This window comes from Streptomyces caeruleatus (assembly GCF_001514235.1).
In the GTDB taxonomy this organism is placed as follows: Bacteria; Actinomycetota; Actinomycetes; order Streptomycetales; family Streptomycetaceae; genus Streptomyces; species Streptomyces caeruleatus.
Window position 1 is genome coordinate 180,116 of record NZ_KQ948928.1, and the last position, 13,749, is coordinate 193,864.

The 13,749-nt window shown below is 68.8% G+C and carries 12 protein-coding genes and 1 pseudogene; 6 read left to right on the plus strand and 7 right to left on the minus strand.

Features of this window, described 5'->3' with window-relative positions:
- Positions 1-55 precede the first annotated feature (55 nt).
- The 5 genes from AQJ67_RS16375 (at position 56) to AQJ67_RS16395 (ending at position 4,449) form a co-directional block, all read left to right on the plus strand.
- Positions 56-985 (plus strand): cytochrome P450, encoded by a 930-nt coding sequence (locus tag AQJ67_RS16375; RefSeq protein ID WP_062719503.1) that lies wholly within the window; start codon positions 56-58, stop codon positions 983-985.
- Positions 982-1,869 carry an SDR family NAD(P)-dependent oxidoreductase gene (locus AQJ67_RS16380; RefSeq protein WP_244190470.1) on the plus strand — a complete coding sequence of 296 codons (888 nt, stop codon included), beginning with the start codon at positions 982-984 and terminating at the stop codon, positions 1,867-1,869. Before AQJ67_RS16375 ends, AQJ67_RS16380 begins: the two co-directional genes overlap by 4 nt.
- Positions 1,847-2,239, plus strand: coding sequence for a carboxymuconolactone decarboxylase family protein (locus tag AQJ67_RS16385; protein ID WP_062719504.1), 393 nt, complete (start codon positions 1,847-1,849; stop codon positions 2,237-2,239). Before AQJ67_RS16380 ends, AQJ67_RS16385 begins: the two co-directional genes overlap by 23 nt.
- A gap of 73 nt (positions 2,240-2,312) precedes the next feature.
- A complete protein-coding gene (locus AQJ67_RS16390) occupies positions 2,313-2,966 on the plus strand; it encodes a TetR/AcrR family transcriptional regulator (protein ID WP_063807330.1) in 654 nt (217 codons plus the stop codon).
- A gap of 385 nt (positions 2,967-3,351) precedes the next feature.
- On the plus strand, positions 3,352-4,449 hold the full coding sequence (locus tag AQJ67_RS16395; RefSeq protein ID WP_062719506.1) for an NmrA family NAD(P)-binding protein: 1,098 nt from the start codon (positions 3,352-3,354) through the stop codon (positions 4,447-4,449).
- A gap of 134 nt (positions 4,450-4,583) precedes the next feature.
- On the opposite strand, the gene AQJ67_RS16400 is transcribed toward AQJ67_RS16395, so the two are convergent.
- The 6 genes and pseudogenes from AQJ67_RS16400 to AQJ67_RS16425 all read right to left on the minus strand — a co-directional run bounded on the left by AQJ67_RS16400 (position 4,584) and on the right by AQJ67_RS16425 (position 10,393).
- A complete protein-coding gene (locus AQJ67_RS16400) occupies positions 4,584-6,179 on the minus strand; it encodes a CocE/NonD family hydrolase (RefSeq protein ID WP_341846158.1) in 1,596 nt (531 codons plus the stop codon).
- Positions 6,180-6,314: 135 nt separating this feature from the next.
- Positions 6,315-7,194, minus strand: a pseudogene (locus tag AQJ67_RS50425) (alpha/beta fold hydrolase).
- 31 nt (positions 7,195-7,225) lie between these two features.
- Positions 7,226-7,927 carry an SDR family oxidoreductase gene (locus AQJ67_RS16410; protein ID WP_062719507.1) on the minus strand — a complete coding sequence of 234 codons (702 nt, stop codon included), beginning with the start codon at positions 7,925-7,927 and terminating at the stop codon, positions 7,226-7,228.
- A 108-nt stretch (positions 7,928-8,035) separates the two neighbouring features.
- Entirely contained in the window at positions 8,036-8,479 is a 444-nt protein-coding gene (locus tag AQJ67_RS16415) for a hypothetical protein (RefSeq protein WP_062719508.1), read from the minus strand.
- A gap of 794 nt (positions 8,480-9,273) precedes the next feature.
- Entirely contained in the window at positions 9,274-9,732 is a 459-nt protein-coding gene (locus AQJ67_RS16420; protein ID WP_062719509.1) for a DUF6114 domain-containing protein, read from the minus strand.
- 46 nt (positions 9,733-9,778) lie between these two features.
- A complete protein-coding gene (locus AQJ67_RS16425) occupies positions 9,779-10,393 on the minus strand; it encodes a DUF6230 family protein (protein ID WP_062719510.1) in 615 nt (204 codons plus the stop codon).
- Positions 10,394-10,573: 180 nt separating this feature from the next.
- Between AQJ67_RS16425 and AQJ67_RS16430 the strand changes: the two genes are divergently transcribed.
- On the plus strand, positions 10,574-11,314 hold the full coding sequence (locus tag AQJ67_RS16430; RefSeq protein ID WP_063807331.1) for a MerR family transcriptional regulator: 741 nt from the start codon (positions 10,574-10,576) through the stop codon (positions 11,312-11,314).
- Between the two features lie 59 nt (positions 11,315-11,373).
- Here AQJ67_RS16430 and AQJ67_RS16435 read toward each other — a convergent pair whose 3' ends face one another.
- Positions 11,374-13,557 carry an MMPL family transporter gene (locus tag AQJ67_RS16435; protein ID WP_062719512.1) on the minus strand — a complete coding sequence of 728 codons (2,184 nt, stop codon included), beginning with the start codon at positions 13,555-13,557 and terminating at the stop codon, positions 11,374-11,376.
- Between the last annotated feature and the right edge of the window lie 192 nt (positions 13,558-13,749).

The following is a 13,749-nucleotide window of genomic DNA, read 5'->3' on the forward strand; positions in this document are numbered from 1 at the left end:
CCGCGTCCGCGGTTCCCGCCATCGCGGCATCAGATCTTTGACCGAGGAAGACGACATGACGACGAACGCAGCAGAGCTCCCCGCGGCCGACGAGGCACCGTTCTTTCCGGCTCCACGCAGCTGTCCCTTCAGCGAGCCGCCGCAGTACGCCGAGTTCCGGGAGGCCGGCGGACTGCACAAGGTCACCATCTGGAACGGCACCCGGCACTGGCTGGCGACCCGGCACGCGGACATCCGCGCCGTGCTGTCCAGCCCGTCCTTCAGCGCCGACGTACGCAACCCCGACTTCCCCCTGGTGCACTCCAACCAGCCCGAGCGGATGCAGAGCGAGGCGTTCGACTACTACAAGGCTCTCGTGGAGCGCAAGCGCCGGGAGCCCGCGGACGACATGATCAGCCGCCTGCTGTCCGATCACGAGGGGCCGGACGGTTTCGCGCCGGAGATGATTCCCGCACTGGTCGGGCTCCTGGTCGGCGCGGGGCACGAAACCACCGCGAACATGCTCGGCCTGGGCACCGTGGCGCTCCTGCTCAACCCGGACCAGCGCGACTGCCTGCGGGAACACCCCGAGCTCGCTCCCAGCACAGCTGAGGAGATGCTGCGTTACTGGAGCATCGTCTCGACCGATCCGCGGCGGGTGGCGACCGAGGACGTGGAGATCGGCGGGCAGCTCGTACGCAAGGGCGAGGGGGTCATCGTCTCGCTGATCGCCGGCAACCGGGACGGGCGTGCCTTCGGCGCGGGGGAGGGCGAGTGCCCGGCGGACCAGCTCGACATCGGCCGCAGCGCTCGCCACCACGTGGCCTTCGGCTTCGGCTCCCACCAGTGCCTCGGGCAGAACCTGGCGCGGATCGAGATGCAGGTCGCCTGGCCGCGCCTCTTCGAGCGCATCCCCGACCTGCGTCTCGCCGTGCCCGAGGACGAACTGCCGTTCAAGAAGAACAGCATCGTGTACGGCCTGACGTCGCTGCCCGTCGAGTGGTGAGCGGCGTGCCGGACGAGCGGACGTTCGACGTCGGCGGACGCGTCGACGGGCGGGGCACCCGTATGACGGGAAAGGCGGCGCTGGTGACCGGCGCCGGCAGCACGGGTGACTTCCTGGGCACCGGGGCGGCCACCGCGCTGCTGCTTGCGGCGCAGGGAGCCACCGTGGGCATCCTCGACATCAGTGCGGAGCGCGCCGAACGCACATGCGAACGCGTCGAGGCCGGCGGCGGGCGGGCGATCGCGCTCACCGCGGACATCACCGACGAGGTGGCGGCGGGTGCGGCGGTCGACGAGTTCGCCGCCCGCGCCGGGCGCCTGGACGCCGTGGTCAACAACGCCGGCATCAGCGGGGAAGGCGACGTCATGGGTACCAGCCGCGCGGGCTGGGACCGGGTCTTCGCCCTGAATGTCACGGCCGCCATGCAGGTGGCCCGCGCCGCTCACCCCCACCTTGTGCGAGGTGGTGGCGGATCCGTGGTCAACATCTCCTCCATCGCGGCGCTGCGTGGTTTCGGCAGTGGTGCGTACGGACCCAGCAAGGGCGCACTGCAGTCGCTGACCACCGACCTCGCCTACAGCTGGGGACCGGACCATATCCGCGTCAACTGCCTCGTCCCGGGCCACCTGCACACCCCCATCGGTGACCACGGCGGCGCGGAGGGACGGTGGATGCGCAGCGCGGCCAACCTTCTCGGTCTGGAGGGCACAGCCTGGGATCTGGCCTGGGCCGTTCTCTTCCTCGCGGGCATGGAATCGCGCTGGATCACGGGCACGGTGCTCCCCGTCGACGCGGGCACCACCACGGCCACGGTGCTGGGGATGCTGCCTCGCATGCGTGATGCCCAGGGAAAGGAGAGCGATGACCAGCAGTGGACCCGGTGAGCGCCGCGCTGCCGGCGAGCAGGTCGTACGGGAGATGTTCGGCGAGACCTTCCTGCGGAAGAACATGGTCGCCCCCGCCGAGGGCACGGGCCCTGGAGCGGACATGGCCCGGCTCGCACTGGAGCAGTGCTTCGGCGAGGTCTGGTCCCGTCCGGGCCTGGACCGGCGCAGTCGTAGTCTGGTCACGCTGGGTGTGCTCATGGCCCTGGGCCATCAGTGGGAGGTGCGCAATCACGTCCTCGGCGCTCTCGCCAACGGTCTGACCTCCGAGGAGATCCTTGAGGCTGTGCTCCAGACCGCTCCGTACATCGGGCTTCCCGCCGCCGGCCAGGCCATGACCTCCGCCGCCCGCGCGCTCGAGGAGGCGTAACCGCGGCGCCTTGCGGGGCCACGGCCACGATCGTGTATCCCCGCAAGGCGTCGGCTCCCGCAGAATGAGGGGCATGAACCAGGACGCCGCAACCAGCACCGACACCGCCCGCAGACGTAACCCCCGCGGCCAGGGCGATCGGCTCCGCGCGGAGATCCTGGCCGCCGTCGCACGTCTTCTCGACGAGAAACTGACCGACAACGCCCTCCCGGTGTCCCTTCGGGAGGTCGCGCGGGAAGTCGGCATCGCGGCCCAGAGCATGTATCTGCACTTCGCGGACAAGGACCAACTCGCCCACGCGGTCGCGGAGGACGGATACCAGCGGGTGGTCGCAGCGATGCGCGAGGCCGACACCCGGGCGGCGGATCACGGAGCCGATGCCAGCGAACGCCTGCGTGCCCAGGCGAACGCCTTCTGCGCATTTGCCGCCGCCGAGCGCGGAGTCATCCGCCTGATGTTCGGCCATGATGCATCGAGCTTCGGTGAGCCCGGCCAGGCGCATCCCGCTCGTGTTCTCTGGCAGCAGTGGGTGGACGCCGTGCACGCCTGCGAGGTCGAGGGACTGCGCTGGCCGGACGGCGCGGAATCAGCCGCTTTACTGCTCTGGTCCGCGCTCTTCGGCCGGTTCGCGCTGTGGACTTCGACCTTCGGACGGCACGACCAGAGCGAGCTCACCCTCTTCGTCGATCGCGTCGTCGACGCTGTCCTGCGCGACGGAAACAGGTGACCGGCCAACGGAGTCCTGCGCGTGCCCTCGCCCCGCATCCGTGCTTCCAGCCCGCACCGGTGAGTGGGATCCCGGCACAGCTGCCGTCGTGAGGGGTTCGCGGAGTCGGTGTACTCGGAGCCGTGTGCACATCTTGGCTGGGGCAAGTTCTGCGGGGCGCAGGCGGCCGAGCCCGTCAGGCTCCTGGCGCCGCCGCTTGGAGAAGCCGTCCTGCAGGCCGGCAGGCCGCCGATGCGTCCACTGTCCTCGTCGCCGGCTGATCCGGATGCCTGAGCACTTGTCGCCCGGAAACCGATCGGTGTACCTTATTGGAAACCGATCGGTTTCCGAATGGCGAGCCCGCGCGGTCGAATGTGTGCTCACTCGAACTCTGGAGTCAAGAACCATGTCTTCTCATGCCACCTCCACCATCTTCGTCATCGGCGGCACAGGAGCCCAAGGGATTCCCATCGTCCGCGCTCTTGTCGCCGACAAGAAGTACTCCGTCAAGGTCCTCACGCGGGATGCCACCTCCCCCCGGGCTCAGGAGCTCCTCGCGCTTGGCAACGTCTCCATCCTTGAAGGGTCATTCGCCGACGAGGACGTGCTGCGCGAAGGATTTCGCGGCTGTGACGGGGCGTTCGTCAACATCGACGGGTTCAACACCGGCGAGAAGACCGAGACCTACTGGGCCATCCGCACTTATGAGATTGCGATCGAGGAAGGAATCAAGTTCTTCGTCTACGGAAACCTCGACTACGCCCTCAAGAAGTCGGGCTACGACTCCAGGTTCCGCACCGGCCACTACGACGGCAAGGGTCGCATGGCCGAATGGGTTCTGTTCCAGAACGAAAGGAACAGGGATCGGATGGGAGCGGCGGTCTTCACGTCAGGTCCCTACATCGAGATGGTCATCTCGCCACTCACCCCCATGACGCCCAGCATCGAGGACGGTGTCGTCACGTGGCGAGTGCCGCTCGGCGAGGGAGCCGTTCCGCATGTGGCTCTCGATGACTGCGGATTCTATGTCCGCTGGCTCTTCGACCATCCGGAACGGGCCAATGGCATGGACCTCGAAGTCGCCATCGAGCACATGACCTACGCTGACATGGCTGCAGCATTCGAGAAGGTTACCGGGCACCCGGCACAGTACGTCGACACCGATCTGGACGCATATTGGAACAGTCCGGACCTGGTGGGGCTTGCCGATCACCCTGCCGGATACAACGCCGACCCCAACGACAAAAGCACCATGAGCTTCCGTGACAATTTCACGGGCTTCTGGAATGTGTGGAAGCACGGGATCATCACCAGGGACTACGCTCTGCTCGACGAGATTCACCCCAACAGGATCAGGACCGCTGAGCAGTGGTTCCGTCGAGAGGACCAGTTGGGCAGGGAACTCGGCAAGGGAAGTCTCTGGGAAAGGGTGCAACCGGAGAACTGGAGCATGGACTCTGCGATCCTCAAGAGCAGCGCGGACTTCAGGACGGGCAAGCTGTAAACGCGCCGCGACCGGATAAACCCTCGGCGCACCGGGCGCGGCGCCGGAACATCCCGGGCCCGCGCCGAATCCCAGATGACCTCGCGTCCTTCCAACCGGCGCGACGGAGCGGCCGGCTCTCCCGCCGCTTCCTGTCAGGCCGGGACCACCGGCAGGACGATGCGGGAGGGCCGGTCGGGGTCGTGGAAGATCTGCTGGCGGGCCACTCGGGCCGTGGTCGCGCTCTCCTCTGGCTCGCCGGTGTTGAGGTTGCGGTCCCAGCGCGGGAAGTTGCTGGAGGTGACCTGGAGCCGTATCCGGTGACCTGCCCGGAAGACGATGCTGGTCGACCACAGGTCCACGACGTGCTCGGCGGCCTCGCCCGGCGTCGCCGCGCGTACCCGCACGATGCCGTCGGTCACGTTGCGGGAGACACCGTTCTCGTCGACGTCGCACAGCCGTGCCACCCAGTCGGTCGAGGGGCCGTCCGTGGCGGCGAAGAGCACGGCCTTGACGCGGCCGGTCACCTCGACGTCCTCGGTGAGCGGTTCGGTGGTGAAGACGAGGACATCCTCGCGCGCCTCCACGACCGTCTGGTCGAGCGGGCCGGGCCGGAACTCGTCGGCCATCAGGAGCCCGCTGCCCACGAGGAGCGCGCCGCCGGTGGTGGGCACCGGGTCCATCGGGTCGTAGGTGAACTCCTCGGGCTCCCCGCCCTGTTCGGCGGTGGACGGCGGCTCCGGGGTGAGGCGTCCGTCGGCGCGCAGGTGGAAGTCCGTGTCGACGGCCCGTGACAGGGGCCATTCCGTCTCCTCGCGCCACTGGTTGACGCCCATGACGAACAGCAGCACCTTGCCTGCGTCCGGCTCCAACGCCTCGCCGTCGCCGATCGTGCGCTGGAAACAGTCGAGCTGCAGGTCCGACAGGCGCCCGCGCATGGCCGTGTAGTCGGAGTGCGCGCCGAAGCCGAAGTTGACGTCCCCGACCACGTGCCGCAGGTTGGTGTGGGCCCACGGGCCCATGATCAGCGTGGCGGACCGGCCGGCCCGGCGCATGGCGGTGAAGTTGTCGAGCGTGCCCTGGCTGAAGACGTCGTACCAGCCGCCGACCTGGAAGGTGGGCAGGTCGACCTCGTCGTGGCGGCCCGCGACCCGGAGCGAGCGCGCCCACTCGGGTTCGCGGCGGGAGCGTTCGTAGCCGAGTTCGGGCAGGTCGTGCCGGGCGAACGCGGGGAATCGTCCGGCGGGGAGTTCGCCGTAGCCGCCGTCCGCCAGGCCGTCGAAATCGCTGATGAGCCCGGTGATTCCGCTCACGAGCCCGTCGAGGTCCGCGCTGTGACGGCGCATCAGGGTGTCGGCGCCCTGGAGGAGGGACCAAGGGACGGTGAGGCCGAGCTCGATCGCGCCGCCGCGCGTCCACAGTCCGTCGTCCAGATCGGACCACGTGACCATCGGTGCGATGGCCTTCAGCTCCGGCGGCTTGGACAGCGCCGCCATCCACTGCGTGTTGCCGAAGTAGCTGCCGCCGATCATGCCGACGGAGCCGTTCGCGCCGGGAAGGGCGGCGGCCCACCGGACGGTGTCGTACCCGTCGCTCTCCTCGTACGTGAACGGATCCCACTCCCCCTCGGAGGCGAACCGGCCGCGGGTGTCCTGGATGACCACCATGAACCCGCGCCGGGCAGCCGCCGTCGGATCGAGCATGCTGGTCATCATGGGCGTCTGCTTGCCGTACGGCAGCCGGCTCAGCAGGACCGGCCACGGCCCCGGGCCGTCGGGCCGGTAGCGTCCGCGCGCAGCACCGTGCCGTCGCGCATCTCAGCCGGAACATCGAACTCGATCTGTATCTCTGCCATGCGCTGTTCCTTGGGTCAGTGGTTCCGGTGGTCAGGCCACCGCGTTCAACAGGTCGGCCAGTACGTCGGGCCGTTCCAGTGCGATGAAGTGGCCGGCCTTCGGTACCTGTGTGAAGTCGGCGGCCGGCAGAAGTTGCTTGTTGGCCTGCCGGTCCGAGGGGCGGGACCAGTCCTTCTCGCCGTAGACGAGGTGGACGGGTGCCTTGACCTCGGGGTAGCGCGCGCGGGCCGCGATGAGGCTGGGCAGGGCCTGGTACACGGCTCGGGCGACGGTGGGGTAGCCGGGGCGCCGGCCCACCTGGAGGAGTTCGTCGACGTAGTCCGCGCGCAGTGCGCTCTTGTCACCCAGGCCGCCCTGAAGGATCTTGGTCAGCGCGGGCTTTGGCTCCACCCCGGCGATCACCGGGCCCACCCCGGGTGCGAGGACACCGCTGACCACGACGCGGGCGAGGAGGCTGGAGCGCGCGATTCCGCCGTGGAAGTCGTAGGTGTTGACCGCGACGACCTCGCCGTACCCGCTCCGGGAGGTCGGCCGCGGTGGTCAGGGCGAGCACCGCGCCCATGGACTCCCCGACCAACGTCACGTCGTGCAGGTCGAGTTCGGTGAGGAGCCGCTCGACGCCCGTGCGCATGGCCGGCTCGTCGTAGGAGGCACCGGGCACGATCTCGGAGTAGCCCATCCCCGGCAGGTCGAGGGCGTACACGGTGTACTGCTCCGCGATCAGCGGGATGAGGAGGCGGAAGTGCTCGGCCTGGGTGCGCACGGTGTGCAGCAGGACCAGGGGAGCGCCGGTGCCCGCCTTGAGGTAGCGCAGGGTTCCCTCGCGGCCGGCACGTCCCGCGCGCGGGACGATGGTGTGTGTGGTGGTCCCCGGGATGTGAATCGTGGGACGTGACTCCTGGCTGGGCATCTCGCCGTCTCCCTGTCCTGTCTTCTCTGTCCTACTTGGCCAGCTGCTCGTACAGTCCGGCCAGGTCGCCGGCCAGACCCGCCTTGACCTGCCGTGTGATGTCGTCGGCGAGCACCTCGTACGCGCCCGTCTCGACGCCGTCGAGGGCGAGGGCGGCGACGGCACGCGGGTCGGACTTGGGTGCGTCGACGCCTGCCGCCAGGTCCGTGTCGACGTAGCCGACGTGCAGTCCGGTGACGGAGATGCCGCGCGGCTGAAGCTCCAGGCGCAGGGAGTTGGACTGCGACCACAGGGCGGCCTTGGAAGCGCTGTAGGAGCCGCCGAGGGCCAGCCAGGAGAGCACGGAGTGCACGTTGAGGAGGTGGCCGCCGCCGTTGCGCTCGATCACCGGCACGAAGGCGCGGGTGAGAAGCAGCGGGCCGTAGAAGTTGGTCTCGAACTCCCGGCGTATGTCGTCGACGGGGGAGTCGAGGAAGGAGGCGCCGACCGCGGCACCGGCGTTGTTGATCAGCACGGTGACGTCCTGCGCCTGTGCGGCGGCGGCCGCCACGGAGGCCGGGTCGGTGACCTCCAGCGCCACCGGGACGGCGTCGGGGTGCGTCACGCTCCGCGGGTCGCGGGCGGTGGCGTAGACCTTGGCGGCACCGCGCGCGTACAGCTCTTCCACCAACGCCTTGCCGATGCCGCGGCTGCCACCGGTGACGAAGACGTTTGCGTCCTTCAAAGCGGTCATGACTGACTCCCTAGGAAATCGCTCGGAAACCGATCGGTTTCCACTACAGTAAACCGATCGGTTTCCGAGAGCAAGCTCATTGAGGGAAGCAGTCGCGTGGTGCCGGTTTCAGGGTGTCGTTCCGTATCCGTGGATCCCCGGGATGATGAGCTTTCCGCCCGTCTGCCCGGCCTGGTCGATGTCGGCGTCGTCCAGGCTGAGCCGGAGCTTGAGGCCGAGTTTCCCGACCGTGTCGTAGAGCCACTCCGGAACGGTGTCGGGGGTGAGATGGAGGCGGAGGACGGGAGGCAGGGGAATCCCTTCGGCGCCGGAGAGGGTGCCCGTCAGGCTCTCGACGTACATGGTGATGCGGTCGCCGCGCAGCGTGGACGTCGAGCCGGGTGCTCCGTCGATGTGCTGGATCTGCGGGCCGACGGGTACGGCCATCTTCAGGTCGCGGATCGTGATACCGGCCGCGGAGAACTTGAGCACCCGCTTGGGTCCGGCGGCCGTGTCCACGGTCACCACACCGCCGAAGACGACGTCGCGCAGTTCGAGGCGGCTCCCCTTCATGTTCCAGGGCTCGTCGGGGAATCGGCCGGCGCTCTTGTCCTCGGGGGCCGCGAGATCGCTGATGTCGCAGGTGCGGTCGGTTTCCCGGGGTGACTCCGCGGACTGTGGTCGGGGCGAGGGGTGGGTGGTCGGCTGGTCGGGGGAGGGGGATGCCTGGGGAGTGGCGGGTGACAGGTCCGAGGGGTCCGAGGGTTCCGAGGGTTCCGAGCGTTTGGACGGTTTCGAGGGTTCCGTGGCCGTTGGCGTCGGAGCGGCCGAGGTCGGCGAGGGGGGGCGCGTCGGGTGCCGGACTCTGCTGCTCGGTGTCGCCGCCGAAGAGGGGGCCGAGGAGCCCCACGAGGCCGGTGGGGGCAGAGGTCGCGCTCGGAGTGGCGGAGTGCGCGCTTGGCGATGCGGTCGGAGCCGGGGTGAGGCTCGTTTCCTCGTCAGCCGCGTGCTCCGACGGTTTGACGGACTTGTCGCTCGTGGGCGCACTGGGCGCACTGGGCGTGCTGGGAGCAGCGGACGGCGTCGGCGCCGCGGCGGGGGCCGACGGGTCGTCGGAACGGGCGCAGTCGACCCCGCCGTCGGCCGCCTCTTCGGGAACGGAATGGGCCGTGGTGGCACTCGTGTCGACGGCGGGTGGACGCTGGCTTCCGAGGACGAGAGCGGTCGGCAGTGCGGTCAGTGCGAGAGCCTTCCCGAGCGGCAGGCTCAGGCGGGTCAGCGCGGACGTACGAGTAACGGCGTGTCGGCCCCTGTGCGGCCGCGTGGGGCGGGCTTCTGCGGCCTCGCCGCGGATGTCGGACGACGGTTCAGTCATTGCCCGGCTCTCCCTCCGGGCCGACCGTGCCGCCGGGTGTGCCCGCATCCACCGGGCCCCACGCCAGAGCGAGGAGTCCGCCCGTGGCCGCGAACAGGGTGCCGACGAAGAATCCGCCGAAGTTCGAGATGGGAAGCGACAGCACACCGAGGAAGATGGCGACGCATCCGGCGAAGAACCTGATGATCGGCTGGAACCAGAGAAGTCCGCCGAGGAGGATCAGCGTCAGGCCGATGACGAGGGAGCCAGCCCCCGCGGTGGTGGACATCGCCACGGACAGGGCGCCCAGGGAGAGGTTGAAGTACGGGAAGTAGATGATCGGCGCGGCGGCGAGGAGCACCAGTAGGCCAGCCCAGAAGGGGCGGGTGCGCCGCCAGGCCCGGAAGGCCCGGCGAGCACTGGCGAAGCCGCTGTCACTGTGGGGGTGCGCGGGTGCGCCGGCACTCGTCATGGGGAAGCTCCCAGATCGTGAACGGGTGGGGGAGGGCGGGACCGGGTCAGAAGCAGTCGTGGCGGCCGGCCGCGATGTTCATGTGCAGTCCCGCCAGTTCGAACGTCCCGGCAGAGGTGGCCCAGACCCTCTGGTGGGCCTCGATGATCTCGATCGAGTCCGCCTGCTGGGCGTAGTCGTCGGGATTGACGTGATCCTTGGGGTTGCCCTGGCCCTTCGTGATGGAGCCGGTGGCGACGCCGATGTCGACGTTGTTGAACGTGCCGGACTTGGCCTGGAGGTCGGTCATGTCGATGTACAGGTCCTTGGCCTTGACCGCCGTACCCGATCCGCCGGCCTTGAGCGTCATCGTGTAAGTCCCGAGCACGGGGATGTCCACCGGCACGGACTGGCACATGTCGGTGATCTTCGCGCTCTCGAGGGCCGACACAGAGACGGGTATGCGCTTGCCGTTCTTGGCGACGTCCACCGTGGCGTAGTTGGCGAATCCGGTGCCGCTCAGGGAGCCGGCCGAGACCTTGAAGTCGGAACCGGAGATGCTGAACGAAGCGGCCAGCGCGCCCTGAGCCATGGAGACGGCGACCGCCGCCGTCGCGGCCACCGTCGGCACCGCGCCCACGGCGAAACGCTTCCAGTGGGTTTTGCCGATTCGCTGGGACATGCCTGGTCCTCCGTTGTCGGGCGTACGAGGTGAGAGGCCGGGTGCGAAAGAGGGGCACACCGGGGGCTGAGCTCGACTCGATAGCTGCACTATCGAGTGCCTGATAGTGGCACTATCGAGCTCGGCGGTGCAACCCCCGGTAACGCGATACTGGAGGGACAGTTGAGCGTGAGGGAGCGCATGAGGATTTCAGAACTCAGCCAGCGGTCCGGGGTGCCGGTGGCGACCATCAAGTACTACCGACGGGAGGGCCTGCTCCCCGAGGGACGTGCGCTGAACCCGACCACGGTCGAGTACGGCGAGGAGCACATCCAGCGGCTCCGTCTGATCCGTTCCCTCATCCAGCTCGGAGGGCTGTCCGTCGCCCGCACCCGTGAGGTGCTCGAAGCCGTCGACCGTCCCCTGGACGCGTTCGAGACCCTGGGCGTCGTTCACCACGCCCTGCCCGTTCCTTCCGCGGAGACGAACGAGAAGACGCACGAGAAGACGTACGAGAAGACGTACGAGAAGACGGGCGAGGGGCCGGGTGGTGCCGTCGACGAGACGGCGTCCTGCGGAGCCGCCGCGAGGGTCGAGGCTCTCATCGAGAACGTGGGCTGGCAGATCTCCGACGCCTCACCGCACCGCCCGGCACTCGCCGAGAGTCTCGCGGCGCTGAGCGGCCTCGGTACCGACTACACGGCCGACGACCTCATCCCCTACGCACGGCTCGCCACTTCCACCGCGGACCTGGACTTCGCTCAGTTCGAAGGGATCGAGGACCGCATCGCCCTCGCCGAGCGGGCAGTGGTCCTCACTGTGCTGTTCGAGCCGGTCGTCAGGCTTCTGCGGCGGCTGGCCCAGGAGGACGCGAACCATCGTCGCCATGATCGCCGTGCGTGCGGGCGGGGGGAGCGGCCGGCGCAGAGTCCCCCGGAATAGCCGGCGGAGTGAGTCCCGGGCGGGGTGCCCGTGCGTCACCGGCACCCCGCTCGCAGGAGTCAGCCCACGGCGACGGGGACCGGCTTGTCGGCGGTGTCGTCGGCCGGCGCGTCGGTCTCCTTGATGCCGAAGCGGTCGTAGAAGCGGGCCAGCGGGCCCGGGGCCCACCAGGCCGCTCTGCCCAGCAGCCTCATGACGGCCGTTCCCAGCAGGATGCGCACCACCAGGACGTCCACCAGGACCGCGAAGACCATGCCGACGCCGAAGAGCTTGATGGTCAGCACATCGCTCATCCCGATCGCCGCGAGCGGCACGCACATCAGTACCGCGGCGCTCACGACCAGGCGGCCGATTGACCTGAGCCCGGTCGCCACGGCTTCCGTGCTGTCGCCGTGCTTGTCGTACTGCTCCCGCATCCGGGACACGAGGAACACCTCGTAGTCCATGGAGAGTCCGAAGATCAGCGCGAACAGCATGATCGGCATGTTGGGCTCGATGTTGCCCGTGGGATCGAAGCCGAGCAGGCCGTTGAGATGGCCGTCCTGGAAGATCCAGACCAGGAACCCGAAGGTCGCGGTCAGCGACAGCATGTTCATCGCGATGGCCTTCAGCGGCAACAGCACCGAGCCGAACGCCAGGAACAGCAGGAGGTACGTCATCACCGCGATGTAGAGCAGCATCCACGGCAGGGTCTCGCCGAGTGCGTCCAGGGTGTCGTCGTAGACCGCCGACTCGCCGCCGACGTAGGCCTGGGCGCCCGGCGGTGCCGGTACCTCCTTAATCCGGTTCACCAGGTCGCGCGCGTGGGTCGAGACGGGATTGCCGTCGTAGGTGACGGACACCCGGGCGGTGGTGCCCTCGATGCCGGTGATCCGGGCGCTCGTGGCGCCCTCGGTGGCGCCGAGCCGCTCGGCGTACGACTGGACAGCCGCGCTCTGTTCCTTCGAGGTCCCGTCGGACTTCAGCAGGAGCAGCGAGTCGATGGACTTCACCGCGTCGCCGTCGAAGTCGTTTTCCATGGCGTCGAAGACCTGGCGGCCCTCGGAACTGCTCGGCAGCTGCTGCGCGTTGATGGAGCCGAACTCGATCTTGGAGAACGGCAGGGCGAGTGTCAGCAGCAGGCCGACGGCGCCCACCACGACGACCCACCGACGCCGCATCAGGCCGTGCCCGAACCGGTACCAGGAACCCTCACCCGCCGCCGTCGGCTTCACGGCCTTCTTGCGGCGCAGGGGGAAGGCGTTGACCTTCGGTCCCATGACGGCGAGCAGCGCGGGCAGTGCGACCAGGGAGAAGAGCACCGCCAGCAGGACCGCTGCCACGCCGCCGTACGACATCGACTTCAGGAATGTCGAGGGGAAGAGGGTCAGGCCGGCCAGCGCCGCGGCGACCGTGGTGCCGGAGACCATCACGGTGCGCCCGGCGGTGGCGAGGGTGCGCCCGATCGCCTCTGCGCCGGTATGGCCGGCCGCCAGTTCCTCGCGGTAGCGGCTCACGATCAGCAGGCCGTAGTCGATGGCGACCGCGAGACCCAGGATCGTGACCAGGCTCATGGAGAACACGGACACGTCGGTGAGGTTCGCGATGGTCCGCAGGACGGCCATCGACCCGAGGATGGAGAGCACTCCGACGATCAGGGGAAGGAAGGCCGCGGTCAGACTGCCGAACACGACCAGCAGGAGCAGGAAGAGCACGGGGGCGGAGATGATCTCCGCGGTCCTCAGGTCGTGTTCGATCTTCTCACTGGCCTGGTGGCCGGTGGGCACGGTTCCGCCCTGGAGGGTCTCCAGGCCGGGGGCCGGGATCTTGTCCTTGATCGCCTCGTACGCGTCCTCCTTGGCCTTCTCGCTGCTGCCGTGGAGGTTCAGGGCGACGTAGGTGGCGTGCCGGTCGTGGCTGACCTGCGCCGGCATCTTGGTCTGCCAGTAGTGCATGTAGCTGGTGACGTCCGCCTTCGGCAGGGACTCCACCTGCTTGACGACCGCCTGCTGGAAGGACGGGTCGTCGACGGTGCGGTCCTTGTCGCGGTAGATGATCACCGCGTCGGGCGTCCGCTGCGGGAACGCCTTCTCGGCGATCCGGGCCGCGCGCTCGCTGCCGGAACCGGGGTCCTGGAAGCCGAGCGGTGTCAGGGAGCCGAAGACTCCGGCACCGTAGGTGCCGGACAGGACGGCGAACAGCACGGTCAGTATCAGCAGGGGCTTTCGTCTGCGGTGGAGCAGACGCCCGAACCTCTCAAACATGTTTTTCTCCTGGATCGTTGAAGCGCGCCGGGCGGAAGGGGGTGCCCGGCTGGTGTCGGCGGCGATTGGTGTCGGCGGCGACTGGTGGCGGCAGCTGCTGTTCGCCGACCGCGGTCCGCCACACGGCCTGGTGGACGAGGCGGAGGGTGGCCGCTGGGGCCCCGGTAGGCGGTGTGCGCGCAGGTCGCCACC

Excerpts from the sequence above, each read along its gene's own strand:
- AQJ67_RS16410 (WP_062719507.1), bottom strand. The coding sequence starts at position 7,927 with ATGACCGCTTTGAAGGACGCAAACGTCTTCGTCACCGGTGGCAGCCGC.
- AQJ67_RS16415 (WP_062719508.1), bottom strand. The coding sequence starts at position 8,479 with ATGAAGGGGAGCCGCCTCGAACTGCGCGACGTCGTCTTCGGCGGTGTG.
- AQJ67_RS16425 (WP_062719510.1), bottom strand. The coding sequence starts at position 10,393 with ATGTCCCAGCGAATCGGCAAAACCCACTGGAAGCGTTTCGCCGTGGGC.
- AQJ67_RS16375 (WP_062719503.1), top strand. The coding sequence starts at position 56 with ATGACGACGAACGCAGCAGAGCTCCCCGCGGCCGACGAGGCACCGTTC.
- AQJ67_RS16420 (WP_062719509.1), bottom strand. The coding sequence starts at position 9,732 with ATGACGAGTGCCGGCGCACCCGCGCACCCCCACAGTGACAGCGGCTTC.
- AQJ67_RS16385 (WP_062719504.1), top strand. The coding sequence starts at position 1,847 with ATGACCAGCAGTGGACCCGGTGAGCGCCGCGCTGCCGGCGAGCAGGTC.
- AQJ67_RS16395 (WP_062719506.1), top strand. The coding sequence starts at position 3,352 with ATGTCTTCTCATGCCACCTCCACCATCTTCGTCATCGGCGGCACAGGA.
- AQJ67_RS16430 (WP_063807331.1), top strand. The coding sequence starts at position 10,574 with ATGAGGATTTCAGAACTCAGCCAGCGGTCCGGGGTGCCGGTGGCGACC.
- AQJ67_RS16390 (WP_063807330.1), top strand. The coding sequence starts at position 2,313 with ATGAACCAGGACGCCGCAACCAGCACCGACACCGCCCGCAGACGTAAC.
- AQJ67_RS16435 (WP_062719512.1), bottom strand. The coding sequence starts at position 13,557 with ATGTTTGAGAGGTTCGGGCGTCTGCTCCACCGCAGACGAAAGCCCCTG.